Origin of the sequence: Bacteroides sp. CAG:633, from assembly GCF_000435115.1 — a bacterium.
Taxonomy (GTDB): domain Bacteria; phylum Bacteroidota; class Bacteroidia; order Bacteroidales; family Bacteroidaceae; genus Bacteroides; species Bacteroides ndongoniae.
The window spans coordinates 315-18,094 of sequence record NZ_FR883143.1 but is presented as its reverse complement, the minus strand read 5'-3'; the positions used below and the strand labels follow the sequence as shown (position 1 = coordinate 18,094).

Sequence of the window (17,780 nt, the reverse complement as noted above, 5' to 3'; positions counted from 1 at the left end):
ATTCGGAAGATGTAGCCTATCTGCTGAAACGCATAGAGGAGCGGACAGCATACATCCGCCCTGCATCGTTCTCTTTTGGCAGACAGCATTCCGACAATCAGCCTTATCAGGGATTAAGGGTTGGTGAGTTGTCCTCTCCTGCTCTTATAGCCTATCTGCAAGAAAGGGGAATAAACATCGGACTTGCCAAAAGGGAATGCAGGGAGCTTCGGTTTATGAATGCCGACAAACCCTATTTTGCCATCGGCTTTCCGAACATGGCAGGAGGATATGAAGTGCGCAACAGATACTTCAAGGGATGTGTCGCCCCGAAAGACATCACCCATATCCGACAGCAGGGCGGACAACGATGTATGTGTTACCTGTTCGAGGGGTTCATGGATTACCTTTCATTCCTTACCATCCGAGTAGAAAACAATCCGCAACACCCGCGATTGGACACACAGGACTATATCATATTGAACTCCGTTTCCAATCTTGCAAAAGCGGAAAGCATATTGGAGACCTACACCCAAGTCGGCTGTTTCCTTGACAACGACACGGCAGGACGGAACACTTGCAAGAAGCTGAAAGAGAAGTTTGGGGAACGGCTGCTTGACAAGTCAATGTACTATCGTGAGTATAAGGACTTGAACGACTACCTGTGCGGTAAGCCCTTGTCCCAATCGGCAGAGCCGATAAAGGAGAAGAAGCAAGTTCAATCCGCAAGGCGGATGATGCAGCCACCGAAAAAGAAAGGGGAATTTCAACTGTAATATGCACGTTCGCTTTCCCAAAGGTATTTAGACAGAAATACCATAGCTCAATAGGGCGTTTTCTTCACGCATTACTCCGTAACGCTAAAAACACCCTATCGAGCCAAAGGGAAATCCCTTTGGATACCCTGTGCAAACGAGAGCAGAAGCCAAACTCGTTTGGATTATGCCGAGTGCAGCAATGGTTCATTTGCATAATAAACCCTGTGAGCCGATGCCACAGGCAGAAAGAAGAAACATAATGATAACCGCAAAAACAGGAATAATATGGGATATTTTTCATTGGACATAAAGAAAGCAAAGGGTACATCGGACACCACGCAGTCCGACCATATAGAGAGAAAGATAATACCTAAAAACGCAGACCCGACAAGGACACACCTGAACAGGGTGCTTGTCGAATACCCCGATGGCGTTCACGGCAGGGATGAAGCGATTGCCCACAGGCTGAACACAGCAGGCATCAGACGGAAAATTACACACGACCAAGTCCGTGTCGTTCGGGTGGTCTTGTCGGGTACGCACGAGGACATGATGAACATACAGGAAAAAGGAAAGCTCGACGAATGGTGCAACGACAGCATCCAATGGCTGCAAGCCACATTCGGCAAAGACAATGTGGTTGCCGCCCATCTGCACATGGACGAGAAGACTCCGCACATCCACGCAGCCGTTGTTCCTATCGTGACGGGTGAAAGGCGCAAAGCCAAGAAAGAACAGACGGACGGTAAGCGCAAGTACCGCAAGAAAACAAATTCCGTCCGTTTGTGTGCCGATGACCTGTTCAACCGTCAGACCCTGATTGCCTACCACGACAATTACGCAAGGGTGATGACGAAATACGGATTGCAACGTGGGGTACGGGGCTCGGAAGCACGGCACACTACCACCATGCAGTATTATCGGGACTTGAAAAAGAAAAATGAAACCCTTGAAACCGAAACCAGACTGTTACAGGAGAAGAAAGCCGAGGCACAGGAGGAACTGAAACAGGTAAAAGCGGAAATCCGCACCGACAAGCTCAAAAGCGCAGCTACCGATACGGCAACCGCCCTTGCAAGCAGTGTGGGTTCTCTTTTCGGAAGTGGAAGAATGAAATCGTTGGAACGCAGGAACGAGGACTTGCAAGACCGCATCCTTGAACTTGAAGACGAAGCCCGACAACGGGAACGGCAACAAGCCGAACAGATACAGGAGATAAGAAACGCTTACGAGCAACAGCACCGCAAGCTGTCGGAGTTTACGGATTTTGTCAGACGCTATTTCCCGTATGTGGAGAAGCTGATGCCTGTAATAAACTTCCTGCGTGACCGATTGGGATTCAATGACGGAATAATCAGAAGACTGTGCGAGTTCAAGGAAGTCGGGATAAAAGGCGAACTCTATTCTTCCGAATTTAACCGAAGTTTTGATACCCGACACTCCGTCTGTTCCATCAGACAGGACGAAAACGGTAGATTCGATTTCAAGATAGACGGGGTTTCACACGTGAACTGGTTCAGAAAGAAAATGAATGAGTTTAGAGAAGCTATCGGAATACCGAAACCAAGACAGAATAGGAGTATGAAACTGTAAATCAAAAAAATCCGTGATAGTAGAATGGTATATCACGGATTTTTCATACTTTTGTATTGGATTGAGGCAACTCTTTCCATTACATATTGAAAATATCGAGGCGTTATGTCTTCTACTTGTGTGATAAAAGCGTAGGAAACTTAGATTCACAGGAAACAAGAGAGGTCGTAATGGTCTCCACGTATATGCGTGGGGCTGTTATTCCCATTTCTTTTTCCAAGGTTTTCCTACCACCTTATCACAGAGACGTGGATATACAGTACCCACGCTTCGTGGTTTTATAAAAGTCTTTTCTGGGTATTGGTAGACATTGGGAAATAGTATGGCACAGTTAATTAATTATGGACGTGAAATGCTTCGCATTAACACTCAGAAAAACACAATCGAGTATTCTACTAATGATGGACGGAGTTGGAATTCTCGTTACACAAGTTCTTCTGCTGGAATTTTCTATGATTTGTTTCAGTTTGGAAGTGAACTCTTAGCTTGTACTTCAAAAGGAATTTATTATTCTACAAACGAAGGTAGAAGTTGGAACTCTCGTTATACAGGTTCTTCTGCTGGAACTTTTCAACAACTGAGTACTGATGGACGCTACCTTTTAGCAACAACCAGCAAAGGGCTATATTATTCGTCTAATGAAGGTAGAAGTTGGAATAAGCGATAATCACCTATTATTATAGATATACCTGCTTTGAAAGGAGTCGAACGCCACCATTCAAGGCAGGTTTTCTATTATCTTTATACACATGAGTAATATGAAACTAACACAAAACAGAATTGTAGGCATAACAGCCGTTCTGATTATATTGGCTTGTTTTTTTGCTATTTATTTGCGCTTGTTTACACAGAAAGAACTATGGTATGAAATGTTTGCTGCCGTTCTCGGTGTAATCATAACCGCAATTATCACTATGATTTTACTTCGAGGACAAAGTGACAATGATGTTGAACGAGAAAGAGCTTCAAAAGTCTTTGAGGAAAAACTGCGGATTTATCAAGAGTATCTACAAACGCTTTATGATGTTATAAAAGATGGAAGTCTTTCAGATGAGGAGAAAATGCAGTTGGAATTTCAAACTTCTTATGTAGCGATGCATTGTTCCCCCTGTTACATAGCATCCGTCAGTACCGCTGTAAAGAAAATCATTGAATACACTTGTTCGGAAGAATCCAAAGAAATCAACGGAGGAGGTAAAAGCAATACCCCTGAGCCATTATTGGAAAATCTGTTTTGCGTGGTTGAAGCCTTTAGAAAAGACCTATATGGTGCTGATTTTAAATTCGATTCAGAACATAAACAAACAACATTACTCAATTTTTCAGAAGCTTATCGAAACGCCAAAGAGGGGAATGTCAAACAAATAGATAACAAGCAACATCTTGTTGTTGATTTAAATGTATTGTCCCAAAATTCTTTTGCGCAGACAACCAAAGATGACAATCAATCTATTCAATCAAAAAATGCAGATACCCAATCTGTGGAATCGTCTGATATGCCTAATCGTGCATTATGGGAAAAAGCCATCAAAAAATGGGAAGCAGAGAATTGGATAGTTGAAGATTTGCTAAATCAAAGCAATAGTTTGCGTATTACAAGCAACAACGGAAATCCGGGGACTATTGATTTAGGATTTTATGAAGGGCATTATTACATCCAAGCAACTTATTTGGGAGATGCTGATTTCTCCAAACCCATTAAATGGGAAAAAGGTGGAAGACGTAGTAAGGGACTATGGTGGCAATATTTACCTGAACCTTATTTCAGCATCCCCGAAGATGATTTTGCAGAGTCCTTTAATCGTAATCAAGAGTTGCAGCAATATATCATTGATTGTATAGAACAATTAAAGGATTTATTAACCCGACATCATCGTACTGCGGAATGGAAAGAAAAAGTTGGAACTTATGACCATTGGAAAACATTCATTTGGTATTGGGATATGCTTGCTTGCGAATATGATAATGAAGAGGAAGGTATTCCTTATATGGACATTATAGAGAAAGAGAAAAGCGGAAAGGTGCTTGTGCAATTTGCCAACCGACAATGCGATACAGAAAAATTGCGCAATACATTAAAAAGGATGGGGTGTGAAGATAAAATACAGCAAGAAGATGGATATGTAATACTGGAGGAAATTCCATCTGTTAAAGCAGATGATGTGGCAGAGAGGGTTAAATATTGGATTGAGAAAATTTGCCACTGACTGCCTGACTCTATACATAAAAAAGCGATGAAGAATTTTGCGGCTATTGATTTTGAAACAGCAAACCAACACCGTTCAAGTGTTTGTAGTGTAGGAGTTGTAATTGTAAGGAACAATCAAGTTGTGGATAAGTTTTATAGGCTTATTCATCCTATACCTGATTTTTATTCATATTGGAATACACAAGTACATGGGCTGACAGCAGATGACACGAAAGAAGCTTTGTATTTTCCCGAAGTATGGTCTGAGGTAGAACCTCTTATACAGGGTTTACCATTAGTGGCACATAACAGTCCTTTTGACGAAAGTTGCTTAAAGGCAGTCTTTCAAGCCTACAAGATGCCTTATCCAAATTATTGTTTTTATTGTACTTGTAAGGCTTCAAGAAAAGTTTTGGCAGAGAAGCTGCCTAATCATCAATTACAAACTGTAGCGCAATATTGCGGATATGATTTAGAAAACCATCATCATGCGCTGGCAGACGCAGAAGCTTGCGCTCAAATAGCTATAAAAATATTAAACATTTAAAATTGTTATATGGAATCAACAACCATTAAAGCCTTATTCGGAAGGCGTAACATTCGCTTCGTCATCCCTGCATACCAAAGGGCTTATGCTTGGGAGAAAAGACAATTTATCCAGTTCATAGAAGATTTGGAGGAATGTGAAGTTTGTGATTATTACTTGGGGCATTTCTTATTTGAGCAAGATGGGGATACGCTTTATGTAATTGACGGACAACAACGTTTGACCACCTGCATCATCTTTTTCAGAGCTTTTATAAATACATTGAAACATAGAGAGACAGAATGGATGAACGGGAAAGAAGCCGATACTATCAAAAATTGGATGGATGACATTGACGACTATTATTTGAAAGATATACGCCATGCAAGGCAAAAATTTATAACCGTAGCTTATGACAATAATTTCTTTGCGGATACAATCATAGACCACAATATTAATATTTCTCAAGAGGACTTGACTTCCAAATCAAAAAAGTCGATTTATAATGCTCTGACTTATTTTGAGGAAAAACTAAGTAAAGCCTCAATAGAACAGCTTCTTTCATGGGCTTATTCTTTGGAAAATGCGTCAATTACGACCTATATTGTCAAAAACAAGTTACAAGCTGCACAGATATTTGCTTATCAAAATGACCGAGGAAAAAGGTTAACTAATTTAGAGGTACTCAAAGCATATTTCATGTTACAGATTTATCAATCACAAAATAATGAAGATGATATAGTCTATGTAGAAAAGGCTTTTGAGGAAATCTATCATAACATAGTTCTTGTTACGGTGGAAGAAGATAATGTTCTGAACTATTATTGGAGAGCTGTAGGTACAAAAGGTTATTATAGCGAAAATGTTATTCGTGAGGTAAAAGCATGGATAAAAGCTGTTTCACAAGAGAAACAGGTTCAACAAATCAAATATTTTGTTAATGGATTATCCAAAGCATTTTGCCTTATTCGACAAATAGAGCAAGACAATTCTTTTTACACAGCGAATTTGAAGAACTTAAACAATATGGCATATGCTTATCCAATACTCATCAAAGCCAAATTGTCGGATGTAGATGATGATGTTTTCATGCGCCTTATCAGGCTAATGGAAAATCTTACATTTAGGTCATTAATAAGAGGCGGACGAGCTGATATAACAAGTCGCTTACAAAACGTGTTGCCGAGCGCAAGCGACAATTCAAGTTTTAATAAAATGATTGATAATATTATATGGAAACTTAAAAATGACTGGTGGTGGGGATATTGGAGTGATACAGAAATGTACAATCATTTAAAAAGCGGTTGGTTTTATGGAAATCGCGTAGATAATTACTTATTGTGGAGATATGAACAGTATTTATGTAATAACAATTATCCCACTCCCAAAATATCTTTTGGAGATGTCATATCTAACGAAAGCATAGAACATATTGCGCCACAGACACAGCCTAATCCCTTAGAAAATGGCTATGGTGTCTATGAAGACAATGAAAATCCAAGTGAGGGTATTGTTTCCGGGGAATGGTTAAATTGTGTAGGTAATTTAATGTTGATGGCAGGAAGTCAAAATAGCTCATTAGGAAACCGTTCTTTCCCACAGAAATTACAAGTTTATGGTAAAGACAATTTATTGAACCAGCAGAAAGAAGTCATTGAATTTGTAGCGGACAAGGATAATCCTGTTTGGGACAAAACAAGCATAGAAAAACGATTTAATAAAATTGTTCAAGCAGCTAAAGAAATTTGGAACTTAGATAATATTTAAAATATTTAAAGAAAAAGGCTGGTACTCACAAAAGGGTACTAGCTTTTTCTCTTTTTTGTATTATTGTTCCAATATCTTTCGTACATTTGTATCCAACGAGTTGCTTGAATAGCAAATCAAGGCAGAACGCAGTATATAGCACTGTTGCCAAGTCATTACCTAAAAAATGGGTAATTCTCCCAAAGCCCTTTGTATAAGGCAATATCAGAAGTTTTCCAGAATTACAAAAAAACTTTGAAATATCCTCATGAAAAACACAGATTAGCGGGATAGAAGCTGATTATTAATCAGTTAAAAATGCGAATCAGTAATTGGAGAATAAAAGTACACCGAATTTTGCAGATGTTGATAACATCGGTAAAACGACCTTCAGAGGGCTTTGTTTGTACAAATGTCATTTCATAAGGAAAATGCATCATATTTGAATAACTTCGATCATTGAAGCCGTATCAGATCGAATGGCTATTTCTGCTCCTAAAATCTTATATACGAGAGGAGTACCTAATGGAGCAGACCTGACTACTTCAAAGATTTTTTCCTTTACAAATCCTATTTCAGACAAGCGTTTTCGAAGTGCGCCCTGACCGTGTACTCTTACGATTATCACTTTGGCTCCTATTTCTACATCAGACAGTCTCATGGGTAGTCTGCTTTGTGATTAACGCTTTTCCGGTATCATGCAATAGTTTCTTGGCCCAGCGGATAATGACAACTGAACAAACCAATGCCACAAGTGGGTCGATCCAGATAATGTTCCATACCATGGCACATAGCAGTCCGAATATGGCTCCGAGGCTGGTCAGTGCATCTGCCAAAACATGCAGATAGGCAGAATGTCTGTTGTAATCGTCATGAGTATGTCCGTGTTTATCGTGCAAAACCAAAGCGCAAATAATGTTGACTACCATACCTATTGCAGCAACCAGCATTGCTTCCATGTAGCGGATTTCTACGGTCGGAGAAAGCAGCCGCTCTATTGCTTCCACAATGATGAACAGGGCGAATAACAACAGCAGTATCCCACTGGTGTATGCCGACAAAGACAGAACTCGTGCATTCTCTATATCGGTGGTATGCTTCCTTTCGAGATGGCGCACCAGTATATAGGCTCCCCAGCTTAGTCCAATGGCCAATACATGCGATCCCATGTGAATGCCGTCAGCCAACAAGGCCATCGAGTTGGAAATAAGTCCGAAGAAGATTTCCAGTACCATGGTTACAGCCGAAAAGAGAACAACAAATGCTGTTTTATTCTCACTTTGTGATCGGAATTGTTTTTCTGTTTCATGTTTATGTTCCATATTCTTATTGATTTTATCTGTGTGCAAAGTTATGGAACATCTTGGTGGAGTGCTTTACACAAAACATCTCATTTTTGGTACATTTTATTCATTGTTATTCTGAATTCGTGTGGTGACATACCTGTATTCCGTCGGAAAAAACGCGAGAAGTAGGATAATTCGTTGAAACCAAGTTTATAGGCAATTTCAGAGATATCGTAATCGGTACGCAGCAACAGTCGCTTTATTTCCAACGTAACACGTTCATTGATCATTTCCAAAGCAGATTTTCCAAAATATCTTTGGGTCAGTACGTTCAGGTAATTGGAGCTTATCCCCAAGCGGATTGCATAACTACGTACTTGGCGGTTGCTAATAAAATCATGCTCAATCAAATCATTGTAGTCCAAAAGCAATTGTGGAACAACAGATGCATTTTGGGAGGAAAGGCTTATCCGTTCCAGCTCAAGCAGCAAAGTATTTAGTTCCGATTGAATGATTGTTGTCGAATGTAACAGGCCACTTACAGATTCCCTTTGCAGTTGTCCAAACAATATGCCTATTCGTTTTTTTTCTTCTTCACTTAAATCTCTGAAAACAGCTACCCTTTTAGAAGTATTTATAAAAAACGTATTCATGAAATCTCCGGTGAACTGCAGGGCAGAATATTTCATGCATGCATCTCCCTGAAGGAAATGTATTTGTTCGGGGCGGACAAAGAAGATTCTGTCTGGTTTTACCTCGTATTCCTTAAAGTCGATGAAGTGTATGCCACTTCCTTCGTGTATCCAATAAATGGCATAAAATAAATGTCGGTGCGAGAAAGGAACTTCTATGTGCCGATCGCTCGCAACTTCACATTTTATGATAAAATCATTCTCTTTGACAGGGGAATGTCCTATCTGCAGACTGCCTATGCCGGAATCATCATTTGCCATTGTTCAGCTTAATTTTTTCATGATAGAAATAGTTGACTACAACCGGTCTTCCTTTTACAGAACGACCGAAGGGCAAATCGTTTATCCGGTAAGGCAAATGGTTGGCCTGAGCGTAGAGGGCCATGTTTGCTTCCAAGGTTTGCCAATAGTCATTCTGCTTTTTGTTGTATATCTCTTCGTATAGCGGGAAAAGTTCCGGGTAGTTTTTGCAAATATAGTTCATTATTCTCACTTTAAACTCTCCACGCAGGTTCAGATTTTCAAGCCAGATTAAATCGGTATAATCTTTCACTTCTTCAATAATCGCTTTAACATCGGTTATTTCTGGAAAAATAGGCGAAACAAAACAGACTGTTCGGATGCCCGAATCGTACACCTGCTTCATGGCACGTAGCCGTCGTTCGATGCTTACCGCGTTATCCATGTCGGAGCGAAACTGTTCGTCCAGCGTATTGACCGACCATGAAATGGTCACTTTTGGAAAAGCCTTCAGTAAATCAAGGTCACGCAGGACGAGATCCGATTTTGTACAAATCATAATCTCTGCATTGGTTCCCCTCAGTTCTTTCAACAAGGTTCGTGTGCGGCAGAAGGTTTCTTCATACGGGTTATATCCATCGGTGACAGATCCTATGACAATACGCTGGCCATCATATTTATGAGGATCGGCAATTGGTTTCCAGTGTTTCACATCCAAAAATGTTCCCCAAGGTTCGGTATGTCCTGTAAAACGTTTCATAAACGAGGCATAACAGTATTGGCAGGCGTGCGGACATCCTACATACGGGTTAACAGAATAACCGCCGACAGGTAATGAAGATTTGGTCATGACGCTTTGCACATCAATTTCTCTGATTATTTCTGTATCCATTTTATTGAGTTCTTTTTTTGAGTTTTTGTTTTATATTTGTTCTATATAGTCCTTTAGCTTCTAAAGCCGCTCTAAAGTTGATAATATGTTCTAGCTCGCTCAATTTCAGTATGTTTTACCTTATTGATTTTCAACTCGGCAAATCCGAACTTGAGTCATCTTATAGTTGGATGCATTCACCGTCCTCTGGTATTAGTAAACGTTTCATATCTATTTTGTAGTGAAGGGCTTCGTTACGCAAAATAGTACGTGAAGTCTGTCCGTGATCGGTAGCATCCATATGAACAGCAATGAATGTTATATGTTTCGGTGTCTCATCAAGCATTCTCATGACTTCTTGTTCGTCGGGAATGATAGAACCTTCAGTTTTTGAGAATTCAGGAAATATGGCACCACCACAGTTGACTACGATATAGTCTGGATTATATTTTTCTATTGTGTGCTGAATGCCTTTTTCCCATTTGCAGTCGCCCATGATGTAGAGGGTCGGATAACCTTCGGCTGTCAACACATATCCGGAAACGGCTCTCATCATTTCCCCTATCTGTCCGAAACCATGATGGCCTGTGGTTCGGTGAATGCTTAAGCTCCCGACAGACTTGCTATCTTCTATTGCCTCTACATTCATAAATCCGTCTTGCATAATAATCTCTTTGTCCTGTGGCTGTGTAAAGAACCGGATTCCTTTCGGCAAATGTTGTTTGACGGTCGGGTCGTAATGGTCTATATGGTTGTGTGTCAGCAGCACCATGTCTAAGTCTTCTACAATTTCGTTCATGGGCATTACGAGGTGTACTCTTGGGGTCTTATATACTCCGAGTGCCGATTGCAGTGTACCTTTTTCTGCCAGCATCGGATCTACAAGAATGTTCTTCCCGGCATAACTGATTCTCAATGTTGCGTTTCGCACTAATCGAAGGGTTGCTTTCTTTTCCATATCTATTTTTATTTAGTTGTTTATCAGTCGCAAAATTCGCTATAAAAACCAATTGGAAGTATGCCAAAATAAGACGAAGAAATGCCATTTTGATAAACAGAAATAGTACCTTTGTCATGCAATAACCAATGTGAAACCATATAATATGAAAAAGGAGATTGTTTCCGAAAAACTGGTAAATATTGCTTTCAGCAAAACCGAATGTGGTGTGGATTTTTATCTGAACACCGGCAGAAATACGGAAATTAATGGAGTGTTGACGGAGAACAAAGTCTTTAAAACAGATTTCTTCGAGTTTTTCTTCTTTCGGAAGGCCAACGGATATCTCTTGCTGAATTTTCGGAAGATAAGGTTGCAGGACGGGATGATATTACTTTTATCACCACACCAGCAACAGGAATGGCACGTTGACGAAAAGACGTTAGATTATGACTTTCTCATTTTTCGTGAAGATTTTATGCGTACATTCATTGCCGACAAATACTTTGTTTATCGGCTGCTATATTATTATCAGACCGATACACCACCTTATTTATATGCATCACCTGAAGAATTTACAGAATACACCCACTTGCTTGATAAGATAAAGCAAGAACTGCAACATCCTGTAGCAGACACGTATCATCTTATCGTATCCGTATTGTATTATCTTTTAGTGATCATCAATCGTGCCTATGCCTCTGCTTATCACCTTCCGGTAGAAGTTCCGAAGAATAACTATGCTTTCCAATTCAAAGACCTGCTTGAACGGAACATATGCACCTTGCAACGGGTGCAAGAATATGCCGATATGCTCCATATCAGTCGTGTGACACTGAATACGGCAGTGATGACACAATTCGGCGTATCGGCTACACACTTGTTGAAACAGCGGCTTTTGGAAGAGCTGAAGAATGAATTGCTATTTCATGACTGCAGTGTTAACGAGCTAGCTGATCGTTTCAATTTCTCGGATGCCAGCCATTTGATGCGTTTCTTCAAACAGCAAACCGGCAAGACGTTCAAGCAATATCTGATGGATTACAGAAACGGAATATATGAATGACAGAGCATTCTGCAATCTCTTCTTCAACCGTCATAAGGCTTGAAACGCGTGCATTCGGCTTCAGTATTTCTGCTGATATTTCTTATAAAATGTAAGGAAAAGCAAGAATCCGATAAAGGCAAAGGGAACTCCGCATAAAGCCGGATAACGGTACCCACCACTAACGGCCAGCCCACCTACGTAAGCACCGATGGCATTGCCCAGGTTGAACGCTATCTGCACACAGGCACCTCCCAGCATCTCGCCTCCGGGAGCTACACGGATAATCAGTACCTGTTCGGGACTGGAGACGGCGAACAAACCGGCTGTACACAGCGTCATGAGTATGGCTGCACACCACGGATTGGGCGAAAGGAAGAATATCAGCAACAGAACCACGCAGATCATGGCCTGCACCACGGTACCTACCTTGCCGGGGGTATAGCGGTCGGACATACGTCCGCTCACCAGGTTGCCCACCACCATGCCAAAGCCAGCCAACACCATCAGGGCAGTCATGCTCTCTGTCCGAAAACCGGCTACTTCAGTCAACATGGGGTTGACATAGCTGTACCAGCAGAATACACCACCATTGCCCAGCGCCGTTGCTCCAAGAATCAGCCAGGGGGCAGGCGACTTCAGGAAACGGAACTGGCCTTTGAAACCGGTATCTTTCAATCCTTCTACACGAGGTACCCAACGATATATATAATATAAGGTAATCACTCCCCAACATGCTACCAGCAGGAAAGTGACGCGCCACGAAATGGTGTGGCTCAGCGAAGTGCCCAGCGGCACACCAAACAGATTGGCAACAGTCATGCCTGCAATCATAATGGACACGGCTTCCGAACCTTTCCCTTCATCGGCCAGTTTCCCGGCTACGATAGAGGCCACTCCGAAATAAGCTCCATGCGGCAGGCCCGAGATAAATCTTCCGGCCATCAGTACCCAATAATTGGGAGCCGCCGATGCGCAGAGGTTACCTATAATCATCAGCGAAACCAAGACCATCAACGTTTGTTTCAGTGGCCTTTTACGCGCCAGAAGCAACATCGGAGCACCACAGCACACACCCAAGGCGTATGCCGAAATAAAATGTCCAGCCATCGGAATACTGATACCTAAATCCTGGGCTACATAAGGCAGAATTCCCATCATGGTAAACTCTGCGATGCCCAGTCCCAACGTGCCAAAAGCCAAAGCTATCAGACTTTTCTTCATTTTCTAAATCCTGTTATTTACCTGCAATCTTTTTTCGGGGCGCAAAAGTACAGCTTTGTTTGTTTGCAGCGAATGCTTTATGTCAAAAAATGATTTCCAAAAGATACGAGCCATTCTGAATTTCTAGGATGAAGAAGCGATTTGCAGGCAGAGTGCGCAATAACTATTTGCAAAATTATGTACCTTTGCGTCACTAAAAGCTATAAACAATGAAAAAACTGATCAAAGGAGCCCGGTTTACTCCTAAAAATTATTCCGACGAAGTAGAAGCTAAAATTCAACATTATAAGCGGGAAGGCTACAGACTGCCCCAGCGTCATTTGCTGCGTACCGAAGAGCAGTTGGCCGGCATCCGTGAGAGTGCAAAAATTAATACTGCCCTACTCGACTACATCTCCGAGAACATCCGCGAAGGTATGTCGACAGCCGAAATCGACCACATGGTCTACTGCTTTACGACCGACCACGATGCTATTCCTGCACCGTTCATGTACGAAGGATTCCCCAAGAGCGTATGCGTCAGTATCAACGATGTGGTGTGCCACGGCATTCCCAGTACCAGAGAGTTTCTGAAAAGCGGCGATATTGTCAATGTAGACGTTTCTACCATTTATAAAGGATATTACTCCGATGCCTCGCGCATGTATCTGATCGGCGAAGTCAGCCCCGAGATGAAGCGGCTGGTACAGGTAGCCAAAGAGTGTCGCGACATAGGTGTTCAGACGGCTCAACCCTGGACACGGTTGGGCGATGTAGGAGCAGCCATACAGGAGCATGCCGAGAAAAACGGATACAGTGTGGTGCGCGACCTGTGCGGACACGGTGTAGGCATCAAGTTTCACGAAGAACCGGATGTAGAGCACTTCGGACGTCGCGGAACCGGTATGCTCATTGTACCAGGCATGACGTTTACCATTGAGCCGATGATCAACATGGGCAGTTACGAGGTCTTTATCGACGAAGCCGACGGATGGACGGTATGCACCGACGATGGTCTGCCTTCGGCCCAGTGGGAAAGTATGATTCTGATTACGGAGGATGGAAACGAAGTGTTGACTGAATAAAGAGGAGCACTTCGCATGAAAAGATTTCTAACGACAGCACTTCTATCTCTTAGTCTTTGTGCAACGGATATGTGCGCACAGATCAAATTGCACTACATCGATGCCGAACAGGCTCGTACGTTGCTTTCGCAGGAAGATGCTACCACCCGTCAGTGGAGCCGTTTCGATTACGAAGCCCGATTGGACAGAAAAGGCGGTACCCGGCAGGAACTGATACGATTCATTGCCGATCAGGCACGCGACTGGAGCAAGGAGGACAAACAACGGATGCAGGAAGCAGCCGACACACTGAACAGTCATATCAAGGCATTGAACCTGTCACTGTCTCTTCCGCAGGAAATCAGGATACTGAAAACAACCATGGCCGAAGAAGGCGGTGCAGGCGGATATACCCGTATGGACTACATCGTGGTAGAGGAGCAGATAGCCCACATGAAGCCCCAGCAAGTCAGTTACCTGTTGGCGCACGAATTGTTTCATGTACTGACACGCAACCATCCGGATTTTCGTGAGAAGATGTATAGGCTGATTGGCTTCAGCATTGCGCCTGAAGAATTCGAAGTTCCCGCCGATTTGCGCGACGTGTTGATCAGCAACCCCGATGTCAACCGTTTCGACAGTTATGCCCGTTTTCGCATCAAGGGAGTAGATCGTCCCTGTGCGATGCTGATTTATGCCAACAAGCCATACGAAGGAGGCAGTTTCTTCAATTATCTGACAATTGGCCTGATGCCCCTCAAGGACGGTAAAGCGGAACAGCAAGACGGGAAAACGGTGATATATGGGATAAAGGATGCTGAGAACTTCTTTGATCTGGTAGGAAGGAATACCGACTACATCATTAATCCTGAAGAAATATTGGCCGAAAACTTCGCTTTTCTGCTGACGCGGAAGTCTGTTACCGCAAATCCCGAACTGATTGAAAAGATGCGGCAGGCCTTGCAACCACAGGCTGGTCGGCATTGATTGGCTTTATAAACGATATAATATCGCATATCATGGAAATCGTATTACTGATTATAGGGCTTGGCATCGGAACCGGTGTCGGAATGCTGATTGCAGGGCGTAAAGCCTCTGCCCTGAAAGCACAGCTTGAAGCCTCGAAGCAGCGTGAAGACCTGCTGAACCGAACGACCGACGAACGCATCGAACGCGAGAAGGCTGTTGCCGAAGAACGTCTGAAGGCCATCGGCCAGCAGAATGCTGAACGGCTTGCTGCACAGGAAAAACAGTTTGGCGAACGTCTGACCGAGCAAGAACGCCTTTTTGCCAATCGTCTGGCTGAACAGGAACGGCTGTTCAACGAGCAGAACAACAGCCGTGAACAGCAGTTTGCCGAACGCTTGGCCGAACAGCGTCAGCAGTTGGAGAAACGGCTGGCCGAACAAAAAGAAGAAGCCGAGGCGTTGCATCGTCGGATGAATGCCGAATTCGAAGCTTTGTCCAACCGTATTTTCCAAAGCAAGGCCGACGACTTTAAGCGGTTGAACGCCGAACACATCGGAAATCTGCTTCGTCCTCTGGGCGAGAATCTGAAGGATTTCCGCGAAAAGGTAGAGCAGGTTTACAATACGGAAGCCAAAGAGCGCTTCTCGCTGGGCGAACGCATCAAGGATCTGGTAGAACTGAACAACCGTTTGAGTGAAGAGGCCAATAACCTGACTCGTGCTCTGAAAGGTGACTCGAAGATGCAAGGTAACTGGGGAGAGGTTATTCTGGAACGTTTGTTGCAGGCATCCGGCCTTATCGAAGGCGAGCATTATGTGCGTCAGGAGTTTCTGCGTGATGAACGCGGTGAGGTTCTGACCAACGACGAAAGTGGCCAGCGTATGCAACCTGACATCATCGTCCGCTATCCCGACGACCGCGAGATGATTATCGACTCCAAAGTTTCCCTTTCAGCCTATGCTGCCTATACGGCTGCCGAAGACAAGGAAGAACAGGCCCGTTGCCTGAAAGCGCACCTCCAGTCAGTCCGTACACACATTGACGAATTGAGTCGGAAGGATTATTCGCACTACGACGTCAAAGCTCCCGACTTCGTCATGATGTTCATCCCGACGGAAGGAGCTTACCTGCTGGCTGTGCAGAGTGATGCCAATCTGTGGGAGTATGCCTACAACAAGAAAGTGGTGCTGATGAGCCCTACCAACCTGATCAGTGCCTTGCGTCTGTCGCTCGACCTGTGGAAGCGTGAGAATCAGGTGAAGAATGTGCAGGCCATCATCAAGCGCGGCACGTCGCTCTACGAAAAGATTGCGGGCTTTACCGATACTTTCCTAAGCATCGGCGACCGTTTGGGTAGCTTGCAGAAAGATTACGACAAGGCGCTGAACCAGCTTTCTGATGGTGCCGGTAGTGTGGTACGCCAAGCCGAACAACTGCGTGGCATGAGCCTGACGCCCAAGAAACGCATCTCCCCCCGTCTTCTGCCCCGTGAAGAAGACCAGACAGAGGATACCGGAGCTGATACACCTGAAACAATAGACCGCTTATAGTATCTGTTTTACAAAATCGCATAACCAACTAAAAAACAATAAATAAAACAATGAAAGCCCTGAAAGAACGCATTCTTCGCGACGGACGCTGTTTCCCCGGAGGAATATTGAAAGTAGACAATTTCATCAACCATCAGATGGACCCTATCCTGATGAAAAGTATCGGTGTAGAATTTGTACGCCGTTTTGCATCTACCCCGATCAACAAAGTCATTACTGTAGAAGCCAGTGGCATTGCTCCGGCAATCATGGTAGGTTATCTGCTCGAACTGCCTGTTGTATTTGCCAAGAAGAAAGTTCCCAGCACGATGGAAAATATGCTAAGTACTTCCGTCTTCTCTTTCACCAAGCAACGTTCATACGATGTTTGCGTAAGCCGCGATTTTCTTTGCCCAGGCGATAAGGTGCTGTTTATCGACGATTTTCTGGCCAACGGTAATGCTGCCAAAGGTATTCTCGACCTGGTTCAGCAGGCGGGAGCCGAACTGACAGGCATGGGATTCATCATCGAAAAGGCTTTCCAGCATGGAGGCGACGAGCTGCGTGCGGCAGGCATCCATGTAGAGAGTCTGGCTATTATCGAGAGTCTGGACAACTGTGAGATTAAAATCAGATAAACCTGTCATCGTTCTTTGTCATTGGTAATGGAAGAGAAAAACAAGAACGGGCTTATCTATGGCCTGAACGACCGTCCACCTTTGCGTGAAGCCTTTTTTGCTGCGTTGCAGCATCTGCTGGCTATTTTTGTGGCTATCATTACTCCGCCGCTCATTATTTCGGGTGCGCTGAAGCTGGATACGGAAACGACCGGTTATCTAGTTTCGATGGCGCTCATTGCTTCGGGCATCGCTACTTTTGTACAGTGCCGACGTTTCGGTTTCATCGGTACGGGATTGCTCTGCATACAGGGTACCAGTTTTTCGTTCATTGGCCCCATTATAGCTGCTGGTACTACCGGTGGCCTGGCGTTGGTGTTCGGCTCGTGTATGGCTGCTGCTTCGGTTGAAATGATTATCAGCCGACTGCTGAAGTATACACGCAAAATCATCACTCCGCTCGTATCGGGCATCGTCGTTACACTGATTGGCATGAGCCTTATCAAGGTAGGTATTACGGCTTGCGGTGGCGGTGCG

The 17,780-nt window shown here is 43.5% G+C and carries 18 protein-coding genes; 12 read left to right on the top strand and 6 right to left on the bottom strand.

The genetic code is table 11. The features are described from left to right. The 6 genes from QVP67_RS13670 to QVP67_RS13645 all read left to right on the top strand — a co-directional run. On the top strand, positions 1-755 hold a 755-nt coding region (locus QVP67_RS13670), incomplete at its 5' end, for a toprim domain-containing protein (protein ID WP_288180224.1). Positions 756-1,022: 267 nt separating this feature from the next. Beyond that, the gene (gene mobV / locus QVP67_RS13665; RefSeq protein ID WP_018697421.1) at positions 1,023-2,330 is read left to right on the top strand and encodes a MobV family relaxase; all 1,308 of its coding nucleotides are present in this window, start codon (positions 1,023-1,025) and stop codon (positions 2,328-2,330) included. Positions 2,331-2,652: 322 nt separating this feature from the next. Then, positions 2,653-2,997: a WD40/YVTN/BNR-like repeat-containing protein gene (locus QVP67_RS13660; protein WP_143866805.1), complete on the top strand. Its 345-nt coding sequence runs from the start codon at positions 2,653-2,655 to the stop codon at positions 2,995-2,997. A gap of 91 nt (positions 2,998-3,088) precedes the next feature. Then, on the top strand, positions 3,089-4,537 hold the full coding sequence (locus QVP67_RS13655) for a hypothetical protein (RefSeq protein ID WP_022164120.1): 1,449 nt from the start codon (positions 3,089-3,091) through the stop codon (positions 4,535-4,537). Positions 4,538-4,564: 27 nt separating this feature from the next. Continuing rightward, a complete protein-coding gene (locus tag QVP67_RS13650; protein WP_022164119.1) occupies positions 4,565-5,065 on the top strand; it encodes a 3'-5' exonuclease in 501 nt (166 codons plus the stop codon). A 9-nt stretch (positions 5,066-5,074) separates the two neighbouring features. Continuing rightward, entirely contained in the window at positions 5,075-6,811 is a 1,737-nt protein-coding gene (locus QVP67_RS13645) for a DUF262 domain-containing protein (RefSeq protein WP_022164118.1), read from the top strand. Positions 6,812-7,226: 415 nt separating this feature from the next. Here QVP67_RS13645 and QVP67_RS13640 read toward each other — a convergent pair whose 3' ends face one another. The 5 genes from QVP67_RS13640 to QVP67_RS13620 form a co-directional block, all read right to left on the bottom strand. After that, the gene (locus QVP67_RS13640; protein WP_022164117.1) at positions 7,227-7,451 is read right to left on the bottom strand and encodes a FeoA family protein; all 225 of its coding nucleotides are present in this window, start codon (positions 7,449-7,451) and stop codon (positions 7,227-7,229) included. Further along, the gene (locus tag QVP67_RS13635) at positions 7,438-8,112 is read right to left on the bottom strand and encodes a cation diffusion facilitator family transporter (RefSeq protein ID WP_022164116.1); all 675 of its coding nucleotides are present in this window, start codon (positions 8,110-8,112) and stop codon (positions 7,438-7,440) included. The genes QVP67_RS13640 and QVP67_RS13635 overlap by 14 nt, the downstream gene beginning before the upstream one ends. Before the next feature lie 68 nt (positions 8,113-8,180). Then, positions 8,181-9,029, bottom strand: coding sequence for a helix-turn-helix domain-containing protein (locus tag QVP67_RS13630; RefSeq protein ID WP_022164115.1), 849 nt, complete (start codon positions 9,027-9,029; stop codon positions 8,181-8,183). Then, the gene (locus QVP67_RS13625; RefSeq protein ID WP_022164114.1) at positions 9,019-9,900 is read right to left on the bottom strand and encodes a radical SAM mobile pair protein B; all 882 of its coding nucleotides are present in this window, start codon (positions 9,898-9,900) and stop codon (positions 9,019-9,021) included. The genes QVP67_RS13630 and QVP67_RS13625 overlap by 11 nt, the downstream gene beginning before the upstream one ends. A 160-nt stretch (positions 9,901-10,060) precedes the next feature. Continuing rightward, on the bottom strand, positions 10,061-10,837 hold the full coding sequence (locus tag QVP67_RS13620) for an MBL fold metallo-hydrolase (protein WP_022164113.1): 777 nt from the start codon (positions 10,835-10,837) through the stop codon (positions 10,061-10,063). A gap of 145 nt (positions 10,838-10,982) precedes the next feature. Between QVP67_RS13620 and QVP67_RS13615 the strand changes: the two genes are divergently transcribed. Then, positions 10,983-11,882 (top strand): helix-turn-helix domain-containing protein, encoded by a 900-nt coding sequence (locus QVP67_RS13615; RefSeq protein WP_022164112.1) that lies wholly within the window; start codon positions 10,983-10,985, stop codon positions 11,880-11,882. A 60-nt stretch (positions 11,883-11,942) separates the two neighbouring features. On the opposite strand, the gene araJ is transcribed toward QVP67_RS13615, so the two are convergent. Then, complete coding sequence (gene araJ, locus QVP67_RS13610) at positions 11,943-13,085, bottom strand: MFS transporter AraJ (RefSeq protein ID WP_022164111.1); 1,143 nt, start codon at positions 13,083-13,085, stop codon at positions 11,943-11,945. 209 nt (positions 13,086-13,294) lie between these two features. On the opposite strand from araJ, the gene map reads away from it, so the two are divergent. From map to QVP67_RS13585, 5 genes are all read left to right on the top strand, one after another. Continuing rightward, positions 13,295-14,149 (top strand): type I methionyl aminopeptidase, encoded by an 855-nt coding sequence (gene map / locus QVP67_RS13605; RefSeq protein ID WP_022164110.1) that lies wholly within the window; start codon positions 13,295-13,297, stop codon positions 14,147-14,149. Positions 14,150-14,218: 69 nt separating this feature from the next. After that, positions 14,219-15,115, top strand: coding sequence for a hypothetical protein (locus QVP67_RS13600; RefSeq protein ID WP_288180223.1), 897 nt, complete (start codon positions 14,219-14,221; stop codon positions 15,113-15,115). A 32-nt stretch (positions 15,116-15,147) separates the two neighbouring features. Further along, the gene (rmuC, locus tag QVP67_RS13595; protein ID WP_022164108.1) at positions 15,148-16,647 is read left to right on the top strand and encodes a DNA recombination protein RmuC; all 1,500 of its coding nucleotides are present in this window, start codon (positions 15,148-15,150) and stop codon (positions 16,645-16,647) included. Between the two features lie 50 nt (positions 16,648-16,697). Further along, on the top strand, positions 16,698-17,264 hold the full coding sequence (xpt, locus tag QVP67_RS13590; protein ID WP_022164107.1) for a xanthine phosphoribosyltransferase: 567 nt from the start codon (positions 16,698-16,700) through the stop codon (positions 17,262-17,264). A gap of 27 nt (positions 17,265-17,291) precedes the next feature. Beyond that, on the top strand, positions 17,292-17,780 hold a 489-nt coding region (locus QVP67_RS13585), incomplete at its 3' end, for a solute carrier family 23 protein (protein ID WP_288180222.1).

Bases quoted from the DNA above. Each gene is read 5' to 3' on its own strand.
- mobV (WP_018697421.1), top strand. From the start codon at position 1,023: ATGGGATATTTTTCATTGGACATAAAGAAAGCAAAGGGTACATCGGAC.
- QVP67_RS13660 (WP_143866805.1), top strand. From the start codon at position 2,653: ATGGCACAGTTAATTAATTATGGACGTGAAATGCTTCGCATTAACACT.
- QVP67_RS13655 (WP_022164120.1), top strand. From the start codon at position 3,089: ATGAAACTAACACAAAACAGAATTGTAGGCATAACAGCCGTTCTGATT.
- QVP67_RS13650 (WP_022164119.1), top strand. From the start codon at position 4,565: ATGAAGAATTTTGCGGCTATTGATTTTGAAACAGCAAACCAACACCGT.
- QVP67_RS13645 (WP_022164118.1), top strand. From the start codon at position 5,075: ATGGAATCAACAACCATTAAAGCCTTATTCGGAAGGCGTAACATTCGC.
- QVP67_RS13640 (WP_022164117.1), bottom strand. From the start codon at position 7,451: ATGAGACTGTCTGATGTAGAAATAGGAGCCAAAGTGATAATCGTAAGA.
- QVP67_RS13635 (WP_022164116.1), bottom strand. From the start codon at position 8,112: ATGGAACATAAACATGAAACAGAAAAACAATTCCGATCACAAAGTGAG.
- QVP67_RS13630 (WP_022164115.1), bottom strand. From the start codon at position 9,029: ATGGCAAATGATGATTCCGGCATAGGCAGTCTGCAGATAGGACATTCC.
- QVP67_RS13625 (WP_022164114.1), bottom strand. From the start codon at position 9,900: ATGGATACAGAAATAATCAGAGAAATTGATGTGCAAAGCGTCATGACC.
- QVP67_RS13620 (WP_022164113.1), bottom strand. From the start codon at position 10,837: ATGGAAAAGAAAGCAACCCTTCGATTAGTGCGAAACGCAACATTGAGA.
- QVP67_RS13615 (WP_022164112.1), top strand. From the start codon at position 10,983: ATGAAAAAGGAGATTGTTTCCGAAAAACTGGTAAATATTGCTTTCAGC.
- araJ (WP_022164111.1), bottom strand. From the start codon at position 13,085: ATGAAGAAAAGTCTGATAGCTTTGGCTTTTGGCACGTTGGGACTGGGC.
- map (WP_022164110.1), top strand. From the start codon at position 13,295: ATGAAAAAACTGATCAAAGGAGCCCGGTTTACTCCTAAAAATTATTCC.
- QVP67_RS13600 (WP_288180223.1), top strand. From the start codon at position 14,219: ATGTGCGCACAGATCAAATTGCACTACATCGATGCCGAACAGGCTCGT.
- rmuC (WP_022164108.1), top strand. From the start codon at position 15,148: ATGGAAATCGTATTACTGATTATAGGGCTTGGCATCGGAACCGGTGTC.
- xpt (WP_022164107.1), top strand. From the start codon at position 16,698: ATGAAAGCCCTGAAAGAACGCATTCTTCGCGACGGACGCTGTTTCCCC.